The 18,869-nt window shown below is 36.6% G+C and carries 17 protein-coding genes; 12 read left to right on the forward strand and 5 right to left on the reverse strand.

Features of this window, described 5'->3' with window-relative positions; genetic code table 11:
* The first annotated feature begins 37 nt into the window (after window positions 1-37).
* The 4 genes from ALW18_17110 (at window position 38) to ALW18_17125 (ending at window position 3,504) form a co-directional block, all read left to right on the forward strand.
* On the forward strand, window positions 38-1,273 hold the full coding sequence (locus ALW18_17110; protein AOE54076.1) for a condensation protein: 1,236 nt from the start codon (window positions 38-40) through the stop codon (window positions 1,271-1,273).
* Window positions 1,274-1,509: 236 nt separating this feature from the next.
* Window positions 1,510-2,073 carry a TetR family transcriptional regulator gene (locus ALW18_17115; GenBank protein AOE54077.1) on the forward strand — a complete coding sequence of 188 codons (564 nt, stop codon included), beginning with the start codon at window positions 1,510-1,512 and terminating at the stop codon, window positions 2,071-2,073.
* Window positions 2,074-2,113: 40 nt separating this feature from the next.
* A complete protein-coding gene (locus ALW18_17120; GenBank protein ID AOE54078.1) occupies window positions 2,114-2,524 on the forward strand; it encodes a histidine kinase in 411 nt (136 codons plus the stop codon).
* Window positions 2,525-2,631: 107 nt separating this feature from the next.
* Window positions 2,632-3,504 (forward strand): hydrolase, encoded by an 873-nt coding sequence (locus ALW18_17125; GenBank protein ID AOE54463.1) that lies wholly within the window; start codon window positions 2,632-2,634, stop codon window positions 3,502-3,504.
* 334 nt (window positions 3,505-3,838) lie between these two features.
* On the opposite strand, the gene ALW18_17130 is transcribed toward ALW18_17125, so the two are convergent.
* Window positions 3,839-5,776, reverse strand: a complete 1,938-nt coding sequence (locus tag ALW18_17130) for a Fis family transcriptional regulator (GenBank protein ID AOE54079.1) — start codon at window positions 5,774-5,776, stop codon at window positions 3,839-3,841.
* A 536-nt stretch (window positions 5,777-6,312) separates the two neighbouring features.
* Between ALW18_17130 and ALW18_17135 the strand changes: the two genes are divergently transcribed.
* The 4 genes from ALW18_17135 (at window position 6,313) to ALW18_17150 (ending at window position 11,908) form a co-directional block, all read left to right on the forward strand.
* The gene (locus ALW18_17135; protein AOE54080.1) at window positions 6,313-7,227 is read left to right on the forward strand and encodes a hypothetical protein; all 915 of its coding nucleotides are present in this window, start codon (window positions 6,313-6,315) and stop codon (window positions 7,225-7,227) included.
* Between the two features lie 184 nt (window positions 7,228-7,411).
* Window positions 7,412-8,320, forward strand: a complete 909-nt coding sequence (locus ALW18_17140; GenBank protein AOE54081.1) for an alpha/beta hydrolase — start codon at window positions 7,412-7,414, stop codon at window positions 8,318-8,320.
* A gap of 90 nt (window positions 8,321-8,410) precedes the next feature.
* Window positions 8,411-9,292, forward strand: coding sequence for an AraC family transcriptional regulator (locus ALW18_17145; protein AOE54082.1), 882 nt, complete (start codon window positions 8,411-8,413; stop codon window positions 9,290-9,292).
* Between the two features lie 219 nt (window positions 9,293-9,511).
* Window positions 9,512-11,908, forward strand: a complete 2,397-nt coding sequence (locus tag ALW18_17150) for a hypothetical protein (GenBank protein AOE54083.1) — start codon at window positions 9,512-9,514, stop codon at window positions 11,906-11,908.
* Between the two features lie 339 nt (window positions 11,909-12,247).
* On the opposite strand, the gene ALW18_17155 is transcribed toward ALW18_17150, so the two are convergent.
* Together ALW18_17155 and ALW18_17160 are read right to left on the reverse strand one after the other, a co-directional pair.
* Window positions 12,248-12,883 carry a LuxR family transcriptional regulator gene (locus tag ALW18_17155; GenBank protein AOE54084.1) on the reverse strand — a complete coding sequence of 212 codons (636 nt, stop codon included), beginning with the start codon at window positions 12,881-12,883 and terminating at the stop codon, window positions 12,248-12,250.
* On the reverse strand, window positions 12,873-14,915 hold the full coding sequence (locus ALW18_17160; protein ID AOE54085.1) for a hypothetical protein: 2,043 nt from the start codon (window positions 14,913-14,915) through the stop codon (window positions 12,873-12,875). The genes ALW18_17155 and ALW18_17160 overlap by 11 nt, the downstream gene beginning before the upstream one ends.
* 260 nt (window positions 14,916-15,175) lie before the next feature.
* On the opposite strand from ALW18_17160, the gene ALW18_17165 reads away from it, so the two are divergent.
* The 4 genes from ALW18_17165 (at window position 15,176) to ALW18_17180 (ending at window position 17,670) form a co-directional block, all read left to right on the forward strand.
* Entirely contained in the window at window positions 15,176-15,604 is a 429-nt protein-coding gene (locus tag ALW18_17165) for a hypothetical protein (protein ID AOE54464.1), read from the forward strand.
* Between the two features lie 196 nt (window positions 15,605-15,800).
* Window positions 15,801-16,355: a hypothetical protein gene (locus tag ALW18_17170; protein AOE54465.1), complete on the forward strand. Its 555-nt coding sequence runs from the start codon at window positions 15,801-15,803 to the stop codon at window positions 16,353-16,355.
* Window positions 16,356-16,664: 309 nt separating this feature from the next.
* Window positions 16,665-17,048 (forward strand): hypothetical protein, encoded by a 384-nt coding sequence (locus tag ALW18_17175; protein AOE54086.1) that lies wholly within the window; start codon window positions 16,665-16,667, stop codon window positions 17,046-17,048.
* A 130-nt stretch (window positions 17,049-17,178) separates the two neighbouring features.
* On the forward strand, window positions 17,179-17,670 hold the full coding sequence (locus tag ALW18_17180; protein ID AOE54087.1) for a methionine sulfoxide reductase A: 492 nt from the start codon (window positions 17,179-17,181) through the stop codon (window positions 17,668-17,670).
* Window positions 17,671-17,703: 33 nt separating this feature from the next.
* Here the strand turns inward: ALW18_17180 and ALW18_17185 are convergent, their stop codons facing one another.
* Entirely contained in the window at window positions 17,704-18,192 is a 489-nt protein-coding gene (locus ALW18_17185) for a hypothetical protein (protein ID AOE54088.1), read from the reverse strand.
* A 50-nt stretch (window positions 18,193-18,242) separates the two neighbouring features.
* Entirely contained in the window at window positions 18,243-18,854 is a 612-nt protein-coding gene (locus tag ALW18_17190; protein ID AOE54466.1) for a 2OG-Fe(II) oxygenase, read from the reverse strand.
* Between the last annotated feature and the right edge of the window lie 15 nt (window positions 18,855-18,869).

Genomic DNA, 18,869 nt, shown 5'->3' on the forward strand with positions numbered 1-18,869 from the left:
TTCGCCTAAGCTTAGTACAAATTAAAAATCATTAAAAATGACAAAGAAACAAAACCGCACCCTGGGTGCATTTGAAAAAACGTTTTGGTTACTGGATCAAATCGATTCTAAAGACTTTGCCCTCGCTGCAGAGGTAGAGGGTAAAGAACCTGTTGCTGCATGGCAATCAGCCATTAGGCAGGTGCAGCAAAGGCATCCTAACCTCGCGGTAAGGATTGTTATGGACGAGTTTAAACGGCCTGTTATACAGCACGTCGACTCATTAGAAATTCCGCTGAGAGTACTGGATGTAGACAGCGAATTTAAATGGGAAGAAGAGGCTGAAAAAGAACTATCAATACGATTTGACACCAGTAATGGTCCGTTGTTAAGAGTAGTTATACTTCAAAAACCTCAGGATACGGTAGTGCTACTGGTAGCAAACCATACATTGGCAGATGGTTCGTCGCTCAATTACCTTTTCAGAGACATTTTAAATGCAGTAACGGGCCAAAAACTGGAAATACTGGCTCCGCAAAAATCTAACGATGAAACTTTAGGTTTGCCTGATGATGTAGCCATTACCGAAACCAAAAGTGAAAGTTATGTGTTTAAAAAGATTGACTCAGTTTATCCGAAGGTAGAAAGTATACGATTTTCTGGCGATAGCACTTTACGAATACTGAAAAAATCCAGATTAGAACAAACAACCGTGCACGGTGCAATTTGTGCGGCTGCAGTAATTGCGAGTAGAAAGCTGCGCAGTGAGTGGGCGAACAAAAAACTTGAGCTGATTTCTCCTATCTGTACCAGGAGGGCACTTGAATTAGATGATAACTTCGGGTTAAACATAACAACGCATCCGGTTTACTTTGAGCCTGAACTTAGCCCTTATTTTTGGGATGTCGCCAGGCTGGCAAAATCAGGCCTCGCGGGAACTGATACCGTAGCGCATGTACAAAATTATATCAACTTTTTCAGGGGACTAACCTTTAACAGTGTTGATATACAACAGATGATTGACGTATTAAAACAAGCTTTTAACCATGATATTATGGTTACTAATCTGGTAAGTGTAAAATACCCTACGGATTTTGGAAAACTGAAGCTAAAATCGGTTTATGGCCCGATGGTGCGTTCAGGCAAAGGTAAAGAGCAAACAATAGGTGCAATAAGCAGCAATGGACAGCTTTGCCTTACCAATACGAGTGACAACCCGATACCGGGTATATTAAAGGAAATGGAAAACATACTTTTAAAAGCTTGCAACGAAAGCACAGAAAGTATTGCCTAATTAACTATAAAACACCATTCAATGCACAGAAACGGTGTATTGTATGGTGTTTTTAAATTTGGATAAATTTAAAAATAAATATAGGAGATCTATTAATAACATGCCCAACGTTAGTTTTATAAAGTTACCGTCTTATATAATTTTGTTATTGATTCTACCAGTAGTCAACTGTCTAATTAAAATAAAGTATTTTACCAAACGTTAGGTAATTAATAATTTTTATTTACATTTGCATCATGAGACCACAGAAAATTTTAGATGCAGATATGATAGCGGGACTTACTAAAGTTTTTAGAGATAAGGGCTACGAAGGAACGAGTTTAAATGATTTAGCAGAAGTAACTGGATTAAAAAAAGCAAGTCTATATCATCGATTTCCAAATGGAAAGCAAGAGATGGCAGAATCTGTATTAAGCGATATAGATCAGTGGGTTGATGATAATATTTTCTTTCCGTTATTGGACGAAAATAAATCTACAAAATTGAGATTAAAAGATGCTTTAAAAAATATTGAAATTCTTTATGATAGCGGAAAAGAAACGTGTGTTTTGAGAGCCTTTTCTATGCATAGCGGATTATCGTTGTTTGAGCAACAGGTAAAATCTGGTATGGATAAATGGATTACCGCTTTTAATACATTGGGTATTGCCTTAAAATTATCTTCCTCGCAATCTCAACAAAACGCTATTCAAACCCTAATAGAATTGCAAGGCAGTCTAATTGTATCAAAAGGATTAGCTGATACAAGTATTTTTAAAAATACCTTAAAAAATATCGAAAAGCGATACTCAATTGAGTAAAAAAATTTGAATTAGTAAATTAACAAACGTTCGGTAAATTATGACACAATTACATCCACTACCACCTTTTAACGAAGAAACAGCGATACAAAAAATTCAAAAGGCAGAAGATGCTTGGAACAGCAAAGACCCTGTTCAGATTTCAAAAGCATATACAATTGATACAGAATGGCGTAATAGAGATCAATTCATTAACGGAAGAAAAGAAGTGCAGGATTTTCTTGCTGACAAATGGAAAAATGAATTGGATTATAAACTTAAAAAACAGCTTTGGACATTTAACGACAATCGTATTGCTGTGAGATTTGAGTACGAATATCGAGATAAAAATGGTCAATGGTTTAGAGCTTACGGAAACGAGAATTGGGAATTTGATGAAAATGGATTAATGAAAAAAAGGTTCGCAAGCATAAATGATTTAAAAATTAAAGAAACAGAAAGAAGGTTATAAACAAATAGAATATGAAAAAAATAATCGTATTACAACTAATCATCCTATGCGCAATATTTGGATGTAAAAGCGAAACATGTAGTAAAACTAGCAATAAATCGAAAAGTATGACGCACAAACACCCCACATTATTTAAAACCATCGAAATTAATGGAATTAAAATTGCTTACAGAGAAGCAGGAAACCCCAAAAATCCTACAATAGTGCTATTACATGGCTTTCCTTCATCTTCACATCAATATCGAAAAGTTTTATCACAGTTATCTGATGACTTTCATTTAATTGCACCAGATTACCCCTCGTTTGGAAATAGCGATTTTCCATTGGCAAGTGAATATGAATACACTTTTGATAATATTGCAAAAACAATAGACGCCTTTTTAGAAAAGAAAAAAATTGACTCTTATGCATTAATGATACAGGATTATGGAGCACCTATTGGTTTTAGAATAGCTACAGCTCACCCAGAGAAGGTTACGGCGATAATAAATCAAAACGGGAATGCATATTTAGAAGGGTTGGGCGATGCTTGGACTGGAATTAAAGCACTTTGGAAAGACCGAAACCCTGAAACTGAAAAAGCAATACTGCCAGCCTTTTCGCTAGATGGTTTGAAATGGCAATATACACATGGAACAAGAAATCTTGAAACAATAAATCCTGACACTTGGCATTTAGATTATTTAAGACTTTCAAGACCAAATGCACATAAAGTAAATATGGATTTATTTTACGATTATCAAAACAATTTAAAACTATATCCAAAATGGCAAAAATATTTAAGAGATAATCAGCCACCTTTATTAATAGTTTGGGGAAAAAATGATGAGTTTTTCCCTGAAAGCGGAGCAGTTGCTTTCAAAAAAGATGTTAAGGAGATCGACTATAATATTTATGATACTGGGCATTTTGCATTAGAAGAAGATGGAGAAGAAATAATAGAAAAAATTAGAATATTTATGGCAAAAGTTGGTCATTAATTGCTAGTTGCTAACAGCCTGTAGCCGCAATCGCGGAGATTTCGGTTGAAACGTTCTGTTTCACGAAGAAAGTTTTATCTTGGCAGAGAGACTCAATTTGCTTTAATCCGCGAAAGGCGACTTGCAGGCGATGCGTAATATACATATTACCTTATATGTTCAGCCATTACTTGTGCTGAAAAAATACAGGAACATTTGTGTAAAATAAATAAACCTGCAACTTGCTTTGATCTTACTAGATGCTGGTTAACTAAATGCGGGAATGTTACTCTACTATTCTAGTAGGTGTTTTTTCTACTTTTTAAGATATCTATCGCTCTGTGCGAGACAGATGCTATTTAAAATCACGCTTGATGCCAAGCTTTTTAATTTTTGAATTTAGCGTGGACGGCGGAAGATTTAAAAGTTCGGCTGCACCTCCCGCTCCCCATACCTTTCCCTTGCATTTTTTGAGCGCGATTAAAATATGATCGCGCTCATTTTGTTCGATAGACTTGAAGCCGTCAGAACTTGAGTCAACCGTAACTGTTTCAGTGCTGCCTGACGCAAGAATGTCAAGTCTTTTTATATTATTTCCCTGCGAAACAAGTACAGCTCTTTCAACCAGGTTCTCAAGTTCCCTTATATTTCCAGGCCAGTCATACTCCATTGCATCCTGTATCCCACGAGAAGAAATACCAATAATATTCTTTCCTAAACTGACATTAAAATAAGATATAAAATGATTTATCAATAGCGGAATATCGTCTTTTCTTTCTCTTAGGGGAGGGAGTGTAATAGGAAAAACGTTTAGCCTATAATATAAATCAAGCCTAAAGCGACCAGCTGCAACCTCTTTCTCTAGATTGCGGTTAGTTGCGACAATTACCCTAACATCAATCTTAACCGGGGCGTTACCTGCTAATCGTTCAATTTCTTTTTCCTGTAAAACCCTTAGTAGTTTGGCCTGCAGATCATAAGACATATCACCAATTTCATCAAGAAAGATAGTTCCCTTATGGGCACGCTCAAATTTTCCGATATGTTTGTTTATAGCTCCTGTAAAAGCCCCTTTTTCGTGTCCGAAAAGTTCTGACTCTATAAGACTTGCCGGGAGGGCAGCACAGTTAATTTTAACAAAGGGTCCTTCCTTACGTTCGGAAATCTCGTGTATGCTGTGAGCTATACTTTCCTTTCCGGTACCACTTTCACCTAATATAAGTACGGATGTATTTGCGGGAGCTACCTGCATAATATTGTCAAATACATTTAGCAGTAAATGACTTTTGCCAACTATACCTTTAAAAACCATTGCCAAATTCTTGTTCTTGCCGATAAGCTTTCTGTTACTTGCAACAGCGTCCGGTGTGCGCTGTGTGTCAAATCCCAGTATTTGGCAAATAGCGAAAGAAATACTTGAATCTAATCTTTCCAGTAACGCAATATGCCCGGAGTTATAGGTATCTGCACGACGGCTATAGAAATGCAACTGGATATTTTTGTATCCACTACAGCTCAAAGGATATGTTAAAAGTGAATTGACCGCAAATGTATTGGCAACCTGCTTACTTAACTCAAATTTGCTCAGCATCTTTTTAAAATCATTGCGAATAAAAATAGATCGCTCTTTGCCTGATTCGTCATATTGTAGTTTATGTAACTCATTAAAATTACTCTTCGTAATAATTTTAAATTCCTCTGCTCCAATAAATTGATATTCTTCAAAGCCGGTACGCAAATAACTCATCAGGTTGCTCGTTCCAATATTACTACTCAGGCAAATAGCAAAATAGTCGAAGGGAAGAATTGCCTGCATGGTTTTAGAAATTTGATACATCTTATCTGTATCAGTTGCTTCCATCTTAACAATATCCTGTAGTAACATCCTAAATTTCTCTTCTTTTCTTAGAGCAGTTTCAAGGCTATTCTCATACCTGTATTGCGCTATTTCAAGCGTTACCATCAAATCCCTTTCTCTAAACGGCTTTACTATAAATCCGTAAGGCTGTGTAGCTTTTGCCTGCATAAGGGTATCGTGATCAGAATTGGCTGAAACATAAATAAAGGGTATATTCCTCTCCTTTAATGTCACTGCCAAATCTATACCCGACAATTCTCCTTTAAGCTGAATATCTACGAGTGCGAGGTCAGGAATTTTTCGGTCAATCATATTCATCGCTTCCTGAACAGATTTTGCAGTGCCGCACACTATATAGCCTGCCTCTTCAAGCATAATCTCTAGATTATTGGCCTCTATAAACTGATCTTCGACTATTAGAATTTTCAATGCCATTAAAATGCTTTTACGGTTTTAATACAATACTGGGCAGGTTACCTGAAGTTATAATTGTGCTGACGCAAATATAAAAGCAATATCGTTTGTTACTACGGATTTTGTTACAATCATTTATCGCTACGGTAATTACCAACATTTATGCAATTTCGCTGTTTTATTAGCGATATATAACAAAAATCGAAAATGAAAAATATTAAATCATTGATTTATAGGTAATTATTTAATAGGCTTGATAGTTGCTAAGCATTGAATATCTTAAGACGCTGAAGAGATTAAGAAATCTTGCCATATTAAATTGCACGATATTAAAAATTGAATCATGACCAAATTTACTAAAGACGGTACAGAAATTTTAAGGTTTATAGGGACTTGAGGTATGAAATACTGCAAACAGCGTTAATTAATAATAACTGAAATTAAAAAATGATGGACTTACCACAAGTAATAAAGGAATTTGTAAAAGCGCAAAACAATGCAGAAGTAGATGAGTAAATGTAAGTGTTTGTGTCTTAATTTGTAATATATAAACAATTATGAAAAATAATTATGTGTATGTAATGCTTTGCCTGTTTCTAGCAACTATAGGCGTAAAGGCGCAACACGTGGATAGTTTACTTATTAAAGCATTAGCTGATCGCATCCAGTCTGCCCCGCAAGGTGTCTTTATAAAATTTCGCGAGGCTGGCATGGAGCCTGTTAACCACGTACTGACAGCAAATGAAAAAGAAAAGGTAGGCAAGGCATTTTCCATCCTCCCGCCTTTACACCAAAAGGTTTTAAAAGAACATTTACACAGTATTAGTTTTATGGATAATATGCCCAATACGGCACTTACTTCGCCGGTAGAAACTTCCGGCCCTAAAAAAATGTTTAATATAACCTTTAGGGCTGAGATATTAAAAGAAACCATTTCGCAATGGGCAACGTGGAAGGAGAACACCTGTTATGTCGAATCTGAAGGCAACGAATTCCAGGTAATTATTGATGCCGGTAACCTAAATGCTGTTGTTTATATTATGCTTCATGAAGCTACCCATGTTGTAGATGCTGTTTTGAACATAACGCCGCACACTAGTGATGTTGACGCGTTAGTAGCGCACACTCCTTTTACAGCGGATATTTGGATTGAAATCAACAAACCAAAAGAAAAAGCTACCAATGCGCTATTAGAAACTACTCGTTTTAGAAGTGGTAATCCTATAGCGATTTCATCTGCTACAGAAGTTTATGAAGCGCTTAATCAAACTCCGTTCGTGTCTTTATACAGTATGGCATCGTGGTATGAAGACCTGGCAGAAATACTAACCATTTACCATTTGACCCAAAATATGAAGCAACCTTTTAAAATATTGGTAAAGAAAAAAGGGGTAATAGTTTGCACCTATGAGCCTTTTACTAATAAACAGGTCGTGAAAAGGCAAAGTACGCTGGCGATGTTTTATGATTAATTAGGGTAATATAACATCTGGGAAATTTACCTGGTAGTTTGGGGTCAAGAAGCGGATTAAAAGTTAGGCTTAGGGAAAAATATACAATTAACTTGTCTAATCGTCCATTTCTGCGCGCGTTGGTTCTGCTCATCTTTGCAGTGTAAATAAATCATATCAATATTAACAATAATTAGAAAACAAAATGAAAACACTTATTTCAACATTGAGCCTTTTATGTATACTTATAATAAACCAAGCAGCATTCGCACAGTCAAAGAGAACTGCTGCATCTGCTGGAAGAATAGAGTATATTGAGGTTGAACCCAACGTTAAACTTCATGTTACTGATCTTGGTGAAGGCCAACCTATTGTACTTATACACGGATGGCCTTTAAATGATGCCATGTATGAATATCAATATCAGTATTTTGTACAAAAGGGCTTCCGGGTAATAGGTATATCACTAAGAGGATTTGGAAAATCTGACAGGCCATACGGTAAATATGATTTTGATGTCTTCTCGGACGATATAAAGGTTGTATTGGAAAAATTAAAAATTAATAACGCTGTACTCGGCGGCTTTTCTATGGGTGGAGCAGTTGTAATACATTACATGGCAAAATATAATGGTGCACACGTAAGTAAACTTGCGCTTTTTGGAGCTGCTGCACCATCATGGAAGCAGCGTGAAGATTTTCCTTACGGCGCTACGGATGAGGCTTCAGCTGGATTAATTCAAACTACAAGAACCAACAGACAACAGCTAATCGAAGATTTTGGCAAAGCTTTTGGAGCTTCAGAAAATTCAATTTCACCGGCAATGACACAGTGGTTAGCAAGTATAAACGCTGATGCTTCTCCTTATGCAACTACACAAGCCATAATTGCCTTAAGAGATCTTGATCTTCGTCCGGCATTATCAAAAATTAAGGTGCCTGTAGCTATCTTCCACGGAACAAAAGATAAATTATGTGATTTTGTATTCGCAGAACAGCTTCAAAAAGGAATTAAAAACTCCTATATCGTGAAGTTTGAAAAAAGTGGACATGCTTTATTTATAGAAGAAATGGAAAAATTCAATACTGAACTTGAAAAGTTTGCAAAAAGCTAAATTACTTTTTCGGCACCCTATCAGTTTAATCTAAACACTACATTACATAACCGGTCTTTTATAAAGGCCGGTTTTAATACAACAGTTACAATGAAACAACATATTTTTGATGTAAGCCTAAAAAAAATAGGTATGGTGCAGGTAGATAGGGAAAGCGTGGAGGTTATAAACTCTGATTCTTACAAATCATATATAAAAGTGTTGTATCTCGCTAAAGACTGTAAGGTTAAAGTTGATTTTAAAATGTATGTTACAGTCTGCTCTTCACTTTTTTTTATAAGCCCAAATCAGGTGCTGAATATTGAGGAGTTATCTGATGAACCCGGGCACCTTTTATTTTATAACCAGGATTTTTATTGTATACAGATTCATGATGATGAGGTAGCATGTGACGGACTGCTGTATAACAATATTCATAATATGCCAATGACCACAGTGCCTCAACTGGAGGCTGCATTTATTGATAATTTATTTATTCAGATCGAAAACGAATTTAGCCAGAAAGATTGCTCTCAAGAAGAAATGCTTCGTACCTATCTTAAACAAATTTTTATTAAATCTACAAGGTTATGGAAATTACAGCACTTTGATAGCGTTATGGCTCAGCAAAATAAAGATATTGAGTTTTTCAGACGTTTTACGCAGTTGGTTGAAGCAAATTATAAGGAAAAGCACAACGTTGCAGACTATGCAGATATTTTAGCTATCGCTCCAAAGACTTTAACTCACAAATTTAAGCGGATGAACCTACCTCAGCCTAACGAGATCATTAAGAGACGCATTATATTGGAGGCTAAGAGGCTTTTAGTTCATACCTCTAAAAGTGCCAAAGAAATCGCGTATGATTTAGGCTATGAAGATCCGGCTTATTTTAGCCGCTTTTTCTTTATAAAAACCGGCGAAACTCCTTTTGGGTTTAAAAGCAAATATCTTAGCAGCCAGGAAACTGAATCGGATAGCCTGCCATATTAAATATAATTACATTCCTGAAAATTAGTGCGCAAAGTTTATGGTTTATACGCTGCAACGCTCTTTACCTAAAAATTTAGAGTCAGTTAGATAACGGGTATAAAGTTCATTCTTCGATTTTTTCACATATGCATGCAACACAACCTAAACTGCCAGCAACCGATAAAAGTCTAAAATTAAAAACCTTAATAACTATAGAGACTTTACTTTTTTTATATAAAAGTGGGCAAATTAGAGCTACAGCACTTAAATCTTTGTTTAAACAAACGTCTTTTTTTTAATTTAAATGCTATAATTTTATTGTTATTACTTGCCATTGATTTGCCTATAATATTAACTATTCGTTGCCTAATTCCAAATTATCAGATGCGTAAAATTATCCTGATTTTTATATCCTTCATTTTTATCAATTCTCCAATCCGGGCTCAAAATAGTAGTAAACAGGCCATCGAATTTAAAATCCACCAAAACTTATTAAATGCGAAGAATTTCCACCAAAAATTTAAAGCGTTATTAGAATTGGGAGAATATCATTACTCGATATCCAATCAATATATTTATTACAAGTCGATCGATAGTGCTTTCTATTATACAAAAAGACTGGCAAGTGTTAGCAAAGCTATGAATTACAAAAGGGGGATTGGAGAATCACACCTTCTAAATAGTAAAATTTACACTAAGATAGGCTTGTCGAATAAGGCCATACAATATGCACAGCAAGCGGTGGATGTATTTTCGGAACTAAAAGACAAGAGTGACATAGCCAGGTCTTATATGGCTCTTGTAAGCGCAAGAGGCACTCAAGAGGATATAAATTTAAGTATTGTACTCGCAGAAAAGGCATATACATTATATAAACAATCAGGAAAAAAATTAGAACAGGCGCAGGCGTTGGTTGAGATTGCCTACTTAAAGATGGGGCTGGGAAATATGGAAGCTGCAAAAATAGATTTGGAATCAAGCCTGGCGCTTTATCAAGAATGCAATTACAAGAAAACCCAGCGTGTATATTCGCTTTTAGGTATGGCTTACTTACAAATGGGTATCTATAAAGAGTCCTTAGAAAATAGCCTTCATGCTGTTAAACTAGTAGAAGATAACCATGACAATTCTGTTTTGACTGCCGAAATTTATAACTATGTTGCAATTACCTACAACCAATTACGGGATATAAAAAGATCAAATGAGTATTTCCAAAAAGCCTACGGCATCTCAAGCAGGTTTAAAGAGAGGGAATTAAACACTATGATACTTACCAATATTATCCAAACATTCATCCATCTAAACAAGAATAAGGAAGCCATATTCTACCTTAAAAAATTGGAAAAGGAAATCGACGAAATGGACGAATCGTCCCGCACATTGCTAATAGCCAGAGCGCTTAGGGTCTACACAGAAGTGTCTGATTTTAAATCTGCCAATAAATATTACAATGAGGCGATCAAGAAAGTAAAAAAGAGGGAATCAGGAAATAACCTCAATGTAATATTATATCCTGCAATTATCAGCTATCAAATCAAATCATCCCAATATAACGAAGCACGTAATTATGTGGCACATTATAAAAAGATAAGCGAAAAAAACAAGGACAAGAAAAAGCTCCAGGAAATACACCTAATGTTATTCCGGCTTGATTCGATTGAGTCTAAATTTTTATCGGCAATTAACGAATACAAGTTACATGAAGCATACAAAGATTCACTTTTTAGCGAAGAGAAAAACAAGCAAATTGCAGAGTTGCAAATTAAATTTGAAACAGAAAAAAAAGACAAAAACCTTTTAGTTAAAGAACAGCAAAACACGCTGCTGAGGAAACAGAGTGAACTTCAAAAAAGCAAATTATCTGAGGCAAACCTTTTAAAAAATATCAGTTTTGCAAGTATGGTATTGTTCCTTATTATAATTATTTTATTGCTTGCCGGATACAGAATCAAATATAAAACAAATCGTATACTACAGTCTCAGAAAGAAGAGATCAATCATAAAAATATGACTCTCCAAAAATTAGTTGTTGAAAAAGAATGGTTACTGAAAGAAATACACCACCGCGTAAAGAACAATCTCCAAATGGTAATTAGTCTGCTAAAAGTACAGTCCCATCACCTCAAAGATCCGGCAGTTATATATGCTATGAGAGAGAGCCAAAACAGAATATATTCGATGTCACTAATCCATAAAAAGCTCTATCAGTCAGAGAATCCCATGTCGGTAAACATGGCTGTTTATATAAAGGAATTGGTGGAGTATTTCGAAAGCACATTCGATATGGGCCGAAGGATTCAATTTAGTGTAGATATAGAGGCTATCGAGTTAAATACTTCTCAGGCAGTTCCGTTAGGGCTGATACTTAACGAGGCCATTACCAACTCTATCAAACATGCATTTGTTAATAAGAAAATGGGTTTGATCTCATTATCTTTTAAATATATTAATGAAAACTATTTGAAGATGTCGGTTATGGATAACGGTGTCGGAATTTCAGAAGATTTAAACGATTTTAAATTTAAATCATTAGGTATGAAGCTGATACAAGGTTTTAGTACAGATTTGGATGCTAAGCTGTTGATTAGGAATGAAAATGGACTGATCATAGATATTGAATTCCTACACAATCGGTAAAAAAGGATACATATGATTTGCCTGCAGGTTGCTATTGTAAAACATTTAATTTGAGAGGGAGACACGTTAACAGCTGAACAGAGAAGGTTTTAGCTATAATTCTGGACAAATCCGTAGTCCTAATAACTCTGCTTACAATACTGTTAAAGATGCCGACGACGCAATTATGCATTCGTATGTAGATCTGACACATTTAAAAAGTAGGATGATTAATCCTGGTACAACTGTGTTCAAATCATCCTGTAACCTGACAGTATAAAGTTGTAGTGCTAAAATTTCCTTGATTTTAAAAAAAATGCGACAGAATCGGAGTAATTGGTCAATGCATTTTGCAATAAATTAGAGAATATGATGTTGGGCAGCTAGTAGTATGAGCTCCGCCACATTTTTAGCCTGGAACTTCTGCATTATATTTTTACGGTGTGTCTCAATTGTCAGTGGGCTAAGGCAGAGTTCGCCGGCAATAATAGGGGTAGTTTTACCATCGGCCATCATCCGTAACACCTCGCTCTCGCGTTTGGTAAGTTTTGGTATTTCCGGGGTATTCCTGCTATCCGGCTTGCCAATGATCATTTTAATTTCATTGCAAAAAACGATATTTCCGGTAATTACCTCGGTAATGCAATTAGTAAGCTCTTCGAGTGATGCATTTTTTAAAAGGTAGCCGCTTGCACCGTTTTGCAGGGATTGCATAACCATACTTCGCTCTGAGCGGTTACTGAGCATTAGCACCGATGTAGAAGGAGATGCCATTTTAATGGCACTGCACAGTTCAATGCCATTGCAATCGGGAAGAGTAATGTCCAGTAATATTACATCAACAAAATTTGTCTTCACAAAGGAGAGTATCCCGTTTCCATCAATAAAACAGCCTGCAATATGCAACCCCTTAACTCCGGAAAGCAATTGCTTTAATCCTGCAATGACTATCGGATGGTCATCAACTACAGCGATTGTAATCGTTTTATTTTCCATGTAATTTCAATTCAATGTTAACCGTTGTGCCCTCACCAATTTTAGAATCAATTTCTACCATGCCACCAAGGTATTCCACCCTGTTATGAATGTTACTGATGCCCATACCTGCGCGATTTGATAAATCTTCCACTGCAAACCCAATGCCGTTATCTTCGATAGTGATATAAAATGCAGCTGCATCCTGCGAACATTGCAATAATATAGTGCTTGCCTTGGCATGCTTAATGGCATTGGAAAGTAATTCCTGTACGATCCTATAGATATTCAGTTGTGCGGAGCGTGAAAGATCCTCTGCTATAGAATAGGTTTGAAGGTCAATATCAAGATTGTCGTTCATGAAAAACTCGCAAAGATCCTTTAAGGCGGTTTCAAGCCCAAATTTCAGCAGCGATTCAGGCATAAGGTTCCGGGCTACCCCTCGTAATTCACTTACAGACCGGTCTAATTGAAGAACTATAGTATCAAACTCGAACCTCTGTTCTTGTGCCAGTTGTTTTGATGCCCAACCTGATAGATTAATTTTTACGCCGGCAAGCATCCCACCAAGCCCATCATGAAGTTCTTTTGCGATACGTTCCCTTTCTTTTTCTTCTCCTTCCAGTATCGCCCTGGTGATTTTTAGTTTTTCTTCTTGCTGTCTGGTCTCAATTTCCTGTTTGTGGTTTAGCTCTTTTTGAAGGATCAGTTTTTTATTACTGCGATAGTACAGGTAAGAAAACAGTGCAATGCTGAAAAAAAGCAGGCTTATACCGGCTAGAGCAAATACGTAATTTTTTTGTTCAGTAACCTCCAGGTCCTGCTGCACTTTCTGTGTTTTTAACTGTACGATCTGATTTTGGTTTTCCGAATTTTGGTATTTCGCCTCAAGGGCGTTCACTGTTTCTTTTAGCCTGCTGTCAGATAGGCTGTCACTTAGCGCACTGTATTTTTTCAGCCATTTGTAGGCTTCACTTTTATCTGCTAACAACTCATTTATACTGACAAGTTGTGCAAATATGGTTTTACGATTATTTACATCCCTGGTAAAGATACCTTCGTTCAAAATAGCAATAAGTTGCATTTTTGCCTGTTTATAGCGTTGGAGGTGTAATAACGACTCGTAATTTCTAAAATATAGCAATTGCAAAATATCGGGTTGGTTGAGGCTTTTGGCAAGGCCAATACCCGATTTTGCGCTCTTGATTGCCCCGTCGAAATTCTCTATATAAATGTTATACTGCGCTTCACATAAATAGTACATGGGATAGCTGACACAATCAGGCGATAGTAAGAGTATTCTTTTTGCTGCATCCAGCATCTCCCTGGCCGGTTCTTTTTTACCCGCATAAATAAAATTGTTGGCAGCCGCTATGTAAGCCAGCAGAAGGGTAGGGGATCGCGGTACATCTTTTTCAAGCAAATCAATTGCCTTTTTATTGTACAATGCCGCTTTGTCAAACTGGGCATTGTACATTAGTATCGTACCGAACTGAGAGTAGTAATGCGCTAGTTTTTCGACATTGCCTGATTGCCTGGCCAGTGGTATTGCCTGTTTTGTAAGTACTTCCATTACGTAAGGATACCCTTTACTGTCTTTGAGGGCGATGGCATAATTATACCATGCTGCCGCCTGCATTAGCAAGGCATCTTTACCTTTAAATGCAGCAAGTTGCTTTTGAGCCATTTGAAAGGACTGGGCAGCTTTAGCCTTGCTCCTTGTACTATAGTATTGCCCCTGGTAGAAATTATAGGCTGCTCTTAAATAGGGATAATTTTTAGCACTGGTTTTTCCTTGTAAGAGATAATATTTGCTTTTAACACTGTCTGTAGCGCGATAGTAGTCTGAAAGCAGGTAATAAGCGCCTGCTTTAAGGCTGTCAGAAACCTTTGAGCGAACTACAATACTTAGGCTGTCTGCATACGCTTTTTGCCCTATAGGCAGAAGTTGCTGCGCAGCGGCTCGGGGGGGTATAAAAAATACTACTACAAATACGGCTATACTGTATCGAACAATTTTAAGCATTGATAAAAATTTGCTTAAAAGTACCATATCCTTTCCTAAAAAAAAATACCCGGAAACAGGTAGATGTTTTTACCTGATTACAGGTATTGAATACTGTAGAATAAATTTTGACCTTTGATTTGTAAAGCAGCGATGGAGACTAAAGGTAACAACATCCTACAGCCTGTGCGGCTTTTACATCGAATTGCAGGTAAAAGAAAAATTAATTTAAATTTAAAATCATGAAAAACCAATTGAGAACAAAAACAGGATTCAGAAAAATGGCACTTATCGTTTGCACTATCGCTATGGGTATATTTACCTCTTGTAGTGATGATGACGGTGGGAGTACTACAAATCCAACAAACGGAAAAAATGTTAAACTTACAATTACCGTTAATGGCGCTGCCGATAGTGATTACCTATCTTTTGTAGCGGTGGGTAGCGCTACATCTGATCCGTCTGAAAATACAATTTGGAAAGTAAATGGTACAACACTAACCAATGAGAGGGCAGTGAGCCTTGGTGAAAACGAATTTACAGGGAGTACAAAAACCTATATTATAGAATCTGTAACACCCCTTACCTCTGTGAGTGTCGGCATGCAGTTTCTTACCTCTCCGGAGAGGAGTTACACATTCAGCTATAAAGCAGAGATTAATGGGAAAGTGGTGAAAGAAGAGAACAATGTTCAGGTAACTTCTGATAACGACTATACACACGACTATTCATACTAATACAGCAGAATAACTATTGAAACAGCCCTACGTACAGCCGTCAGGGCAGTTTCAATAAATACAGACATTCCGAAGGAGATTTACCATTTCTTACATATAGTTTACTATGAAAAATAATCTAATACACAAAGCGCTGTGTGGCTGCTTTATAATAGCAATTTTTATTTGCACGGATTCGGTTGCTGCTCAGCAATATGTGCAGCCTGAAAGAAACGACACGATTTATCTCACCCCAAAAACAACTTTTGACATTGCGAAAGCAACAGCTGCCCTGGCTAAAGGTAAAAGTACTATTAAAGGTGTGGCATTTATTAGACCTGAAAACAGCAGTCTCGGGTTTAATATTAAAACAGGGAAAAAGCTTTTCGCTGATAGGATAAAAATTAGCCTATATCCGATTACGCCGTACTTTGATGAGTTTTTAGCGTTGAAGAAAAAGGAAAACCCCCGTAAATTAAAATATGCTTTTCTATCAAAGGAAGCTATAAGCTACAGGCTTGAAGCCATAACAAACAGTACAGGTGAATTTACATTTCCTGAAATGAAGCCGGGGAAATACTATATTGAGGGAGTTCTAAACTGGACACAAAGCGGAACCTACCAGCAATATACCGGTAGCGGCTATAATAATTATGGTGGGCGTACCAATTATTACACTAACCAAAACTATGTAAACCATAATAGCGAACTTTTGACAAAAATTGTAGAAGTGAAAAAAGACGGAGAAATTGTAGAAATAAAACTGAAATAATATTTACATTTTATAAACCATACAACAAGCGGTTTACTTAAATTCAAGGTCAGGTAAATGGTGTTTCGGCAAGAGTGCTTTCCAGTGAACTTAAAGAATCGGAAGCTAACGACTTCATTAAGAAAAAAGCTTCAGTGGGGATATCCGGTAAGTATTAAATATGAATTTTTGCCTTATAGCCAGACACTTGATGAAGTTATAGGAGCAATGACAAAATAGGAATGCAGCATCGCCAGAAAATAAAAAGTGGACATAATTATAGTATAAACAACTACTATAAATAAGATTTCCTTTACACTAAAATTAACTATGACTGATATAGAAAAAAACAAGAAAACTGCTGTCGCGTTTTACGAGTTGATGTTTAATGACTGCAAACCTGCAGAGGCTATTTCGTTATATGCCGGAGACACTTATATACAGCATAATCCTCACGTAGCTGACGGTAAGGAGGGCTTTATTTCTTATTTTGAACGCATGGCTTTAGAGTACCCTGGAAAACGGGTAACCATCAAACGCATTATCGCAGAAAATGATTTGGTTGTACTACACTGTTTTCAACATTGGCCGGGCGATTCAGATTATGCCGGTATTGACATATTTCGCTTTGATATTAATGGTAAGATTGTAGAGCATTGGGATGTATTACAGGTTATTACAGTACATTCTGAAAACGACAATGGATTGTTCTAAAGGGGGAAACTTAAATACCAGGTTATGAAACGTTATAATATGTATAAATATTAGAAAATGAACTGTCCATTTAGTATTTTTATTACCCGTAAAAAACTTCACAGTTACATTAGATAGTAAAAGCACGATAATGGAAAATTTAAAAAAAACATATATAGCAGGCGGTTGTTTCTGGGGTATGGAAGACCTTTTTAGAGTACTGCCTGGGGTAAAGGATACAGAGGTAGGTTATTTAGGAGGACAAAATGAAAACCCCACTTATGAAAATCATCCAGGACATGCAGAAGGTCTTGAGATAACTTACGATCCGCAAGTGATAACGTATAACGAACTGTTGGATTATTTTTTCAGGGTTCATGATCCAACTACTATCGACCGTCAGGGAAATGACAGGGGAGCAAGTTACCGTTCTGCTATTTTTATCCAAAATGACGAGGAAGAGCAAACGGCTAAAGATGTAATCGAAATTGTTGATGCATCAAAGCGATGGCCGGGTAAAGTTGTTACCACTTTAGAGCCATTTACCAAGTTTTGGATTGCAGAAGGCTATCATCAGGACTATTTGGTTAAAAATCCTAATGGGTATACATGCCATTTTGAAAGGTTTGGCACATTTTTATAGTAATGAAGAACTCTGTTTTAAGGTTCATCCAGACTATTTTCCCTTGGTAAAAATCAATATATCCCAACTTTTTCTTCCCATTAGAGGTTTGGATTTGTAGATAATTGTGTTTTTATTAGCTATAATTTCGCTGTATGGTGCATGGTGCTGTTTATCTTCCGGCATTACAAGTTTCCCATCTTTAATAAAGGCTTTGTAAACATCGCCGCTTTCCCGTTTTTGGTATTTAGCGGTCCAGTCTGTTATTGTGGCATATTGTGCATTGTCAAAAACTATCTGCAGGTTTCTGGTCGTTTGTTTGTTAATCCAGAGGCCTTCATATATTTTTTTAGCCTGATTAAAGCCTGAAGGGTGCTGGGCGTCAGCATTCGAAGATGCTAGTAGTATGATAATTGCACAGGTGAGGTATTTATAATAATTTGACATCTTTGTTTGATTTTGAAATTTATCAGTAGTAGGCATCCCGGATCTCAATTGCTGCAGCAATACTAGATTACTTAACTTAAAAATAGTACCTGTCATAAGCGTTTTTCTTTGCTAAGGTATGGCATTGTATCAAAACAGACTCTAACTTATTGAACTTGCCGAAAAGTAAGGTTGATCCTCGGTAACATTTCTTTAGCGGATTTAGGAATTTGATGTTCCCAAAAAGTATTAGTGGTGCCGGACATAAGCAACAATGTACCATGATGCAAAGGAACTTCTATCTGTGCAACAGACTTATCAATTTTATGCCTGAGACGAAAAGGCCTTGTCTGACCGAAAGTCATAGATGCAATATTAGGGTTTCTGCCAATCATATGTTCCTTATCCGAATGCCATGCCACGCTGTCGCTACCATTACGGTAGAGATTCAGCAACACAGCATTAAACAAAAGCCCCGTCTCTTCTTCGACTTTCTTTTTTAGTTGCATAAGTTCAGGCGTCCACGGCAATGCACTTTCTCCTGCTTCTTCCTGTTCGCCATACCAGGCAATCATTCTCGGAGCGGTCACTATTTTGTCATACATGGGCATTTGGTATTCTCGCCATGGCGTATTATGCAATAGCATATCATAATAATAATCGGCTTCAGTTTTAGATATAAAACCTTCATGCAGCATCAGGCATAAGTCAGGCAGGTCAAAATTCTTTTGCGCACCGTTACCTGTGGTAAACAAATCTTTTTCGTCAAATAATAGCATTGTCATTTCATTAAA

It is taken from the genome of Flavobacterium psychrophilum (assembly GCA_001708385.1).
Taxonomy (GTDB): domain Bacteria; phylum Bacteroidota; class Bacteroidia; order Flavobacteriales; family Flavobacteriaceae; genus Flavobacterium; species Flavobacterium psychrophilum_A.

Excerpts from the sequence above, each read along its gene's own strand:
- ALW18_17125 (AOE54463.1), top strand. The coding sequence starts at position 2,632 with ATGACGCACAAACACCCCACATTATTTAAAACCATCGAAATTAATGGA.
- ALW18_17160 (AOE54085.1), bottom strand. The coding sequence starts at position 14,915 with ATGGTACTTTTAAGCAAATTTTTATCAATGCTTAAAATTGTTCGATAC.
- ALW18_17115 (AOE54077.1), top strand. The coding sequence starts at position 1,510 with ATGAGACCACAGAAAATTTTAGATGCAGATATGATAGCGGGACTTACT.
- ALW18_17155 (AOE54084.1), bottom strand. The coding sequence starts at position 12,883 with ATGGAAAATAAAACGATTACAATCGCTGTAGTTGATGACCATCCGATA.
- ALW18_17140 (AOE54081.1), top strand. The coding sequence starts at position 7,412 with ATGAAAACACTTATTTCAACATTGAGCCTTTTATGTATACTTATAATA.
- ALW18_17110 (AOE54076.1), top strand. The coding sequence starts at position 38 with ATGACAAAGAAACAAAACCGCACCCTGGGTGCATTTGAAAAAACGTTT.
- ALW18_17175 (AOE54086.1), top strand. The coding sequence starts at position 16,665 with ATGACTGATATAGAAAAAAACAAGAAAACTGCTGTCGCGTTTTACGAG.
- ALW18_17130 (AOE54079.1), bottom strand. The coding sequence starts at position 5,776 with ATGGCATTGAAAATTCTAATAGTCGAAGATCAGTTTATAGAGGCCAAT.
- ALW18_17165 (AOE54464.1), top strand. The coding sequence starts at position 15,176 with ATGGGTATATTTACCTCTTGTAGTGATGATGACGGTGGGAGTACTACA.
- ALW18_17145 (AOE54082.1), top strand. The coding sequence starts at position 8,411 with ATGAAACAACATATTTTTGATGTAAGCCTAAAAAAAATAGGTATGGTG.
- ALW18_17185 (AOE54088.1), bottom strand. The coding sequence starts at position 18,192 with ATGACAGGTACTATTTTTAAGTTAAGTAATCTAGTATTGCTGCAGCAA.
- ALW18_17135 (AOE54080.1), top strand. The coding sequence starts at position 6,313 with ATGAAAAATAATTATGTGTATGTAATGCTTTGCCTGTTTCTAGCAACT.
- ALW18_17120 (AOE54078.1), top strand. The coding sequence starts at position 2,114 with ATGACACAATTACATCCACTACCACCTTTTAACGAAGAAACAGCGATA.
- ALW18_17190 (AOE54466.1), bottom strand. The coding sequence starts at position 18,854 with ATGCTATTATTTGACGAAAAAGATTTGTTTACCACAGGTAACGGTGCG.
- ALW18_17180 (AOE54087.1), top strand. The coding sequence starts at position 17,179 with ATGGAAAATTTAAAAAAAACATATATAGCAGGCGGTTGTTTCTGGGGT.